The following is a 1,427-nucleotide window of genomic DNA, read 5'->3' as shown; positions in this document are numbered from 1 at the left end:
GTAAGCGTGCAGCGAAGTCATGTTGACGACGACTTCAGCGCGTCAGTTTCTGAGCTGTGCGGACCAAGCCGGGGTGGAGAATGGAAGCAATGAGTGAGCTGCCCTCAACCATCAAGCATTTCTTTCCTCCCGCCACGTCAGTGAGTGGGATCAGCACCGTGATGTCGCCGCAAGGAGGTGTGCGGGCGGTTGCACAGGCTGTCATTCAGTGCGTTGGAGGCCTCAAGGTTGGAGCGGTAGGGCCCGGTGTGGTTTACGCGACCAGTGACATTGAGTTCCACAAAGCTCTTCGGCTCGACCGCGAAGTGGTTGGCCGAGCGTGGCGTCGCCAACTCGGTGAGCTGATGTCCGTCGGGGACGCCCACCACGCCCACATCATGCTGTTCGTGGATTCCAACGCGTCGTTCTACGCGTTTACTGACCCGGATGGGAAGCTCTATTCCTTGGGCCGTTTTGCTCAAGCCATGGAGGCATTGCTACTCGGGCTTGATTACGGGATGCCGTTGGAAGCCGACGGCTAGTGTCCGTCGACCAATGCTGACCACCGATGTGGCAGCAGTTCGGCGACGCGACTGGCCGGCTGCGTGGGTAGTCGATCGAGGACATCGCTGAGGTACGCGTGCGGCTCGTGTCCGTTGAGCTTCGCTGACTGGATCAAGCTCATGACGGCCGCCGCGCGCTGGCCCGCCCGTAGCGATCCTGCGAACAACCAGTTGGATCTTCCAATGGCAATCGGCCTGATCTTGTTTTCCACCCAGTTGTTGTCCGCCGGCAGATCGCCGTCGTCGATGTACCGCGTGAGCGCGTTCCAGCGCTTGAGGCTGTAGTTGATCGCTCTGGCCGTGACCGAGCCATCGGGCACCCTCTGCCGTTGTCCCGCAAGCCACTGTTGCAGGGCGTCGGCCACCTTGCGCGACCTCTCTTGTCGTATTCGCCTTCGACCCTCAGGCTCAAGCTCGGCGACCTCGCGTTCGACGGCGTAGAGCTCGCCGAAGAACTTCAGCGCCTGCTCACCGACCTGGCTGCCGTGATTGGCCCAGAGCTCGTGGAACTTGCGCCGCGCGTGCGCCAGGCAGCCGGCCTCGGTGACGCCGAGCTCGAAGCACGCCTTGTAGCCACCGAAGTCGTCGCACACGAGCGTGCCGCGCCAACCATCCTCGCTCGGCAGACCGAGGAAGGCGCGCGCATGCTGGCCGCCGCGGCTGTCGGCGAAGTCGAACACCACCGCGCGCAACGCGCTGTAGCTGGTCGTGCAGTAGCTCCAGAGGTAAGCCCGGTGTGTCTTGCCGTGGCCGGGTTTGAGCATCGCCACCGGCGTCTCGTCGGCATGCAGCACGCGGCTTTGAAGCATCTCGCGCTTGAGCGCGTCGACCAGAGGCTGCAGCTGCACGCCGCACTGTCCGACCCAGCTGGCCAGCGTCGAGCGC

2 protein-coding genes are annotated in these 1,427 nt (G+C 63.6%); one reads left to right on the top strand and one right to left on the bottom strand.

Annotation, left to right across the window (positions count from 1 at the left end; translation table 11 throughout):
* Positions 1 to 89 precede the first annotated feature (89 nt).
* Positions 90 to 521: an SUKH-3 domain-containing protein gene (locus tag EJO66_RS32410; protein WP_125967290.1), complete on the top strand. Its 432-nt coding sequence runs from the start codon at positions 90 to 92 to the stop codon at positions 519 to 521.
* Here EJO66_RS32410 and tnpC read toward each other — a convergent pair.
* Positions 518 to 1,427 (bottom strand): IS66 family transposase (gene tnpC / locus EJO66_RS32405; protein ID WP_125967289.1); only part of this gene is annotated, 910 nt, incomplete at its 5' end. The genes EJO66_RS32410 and tnpC overlap by 4 nt on opposite strands.

The sequence above is a fragment of the Variovorax beijingensis genome, assembly GCF_003951285.1.
Lineage (GTDB): Bacteria > Pseudomonadota > Gammaproteobacteria > Burkholderiales > Burkholderiaceae_C > Variovorax > Variovorax beijingensis.
This window is presented reverse-complemented; position numbering and strand designations above follow the sequence as displayed.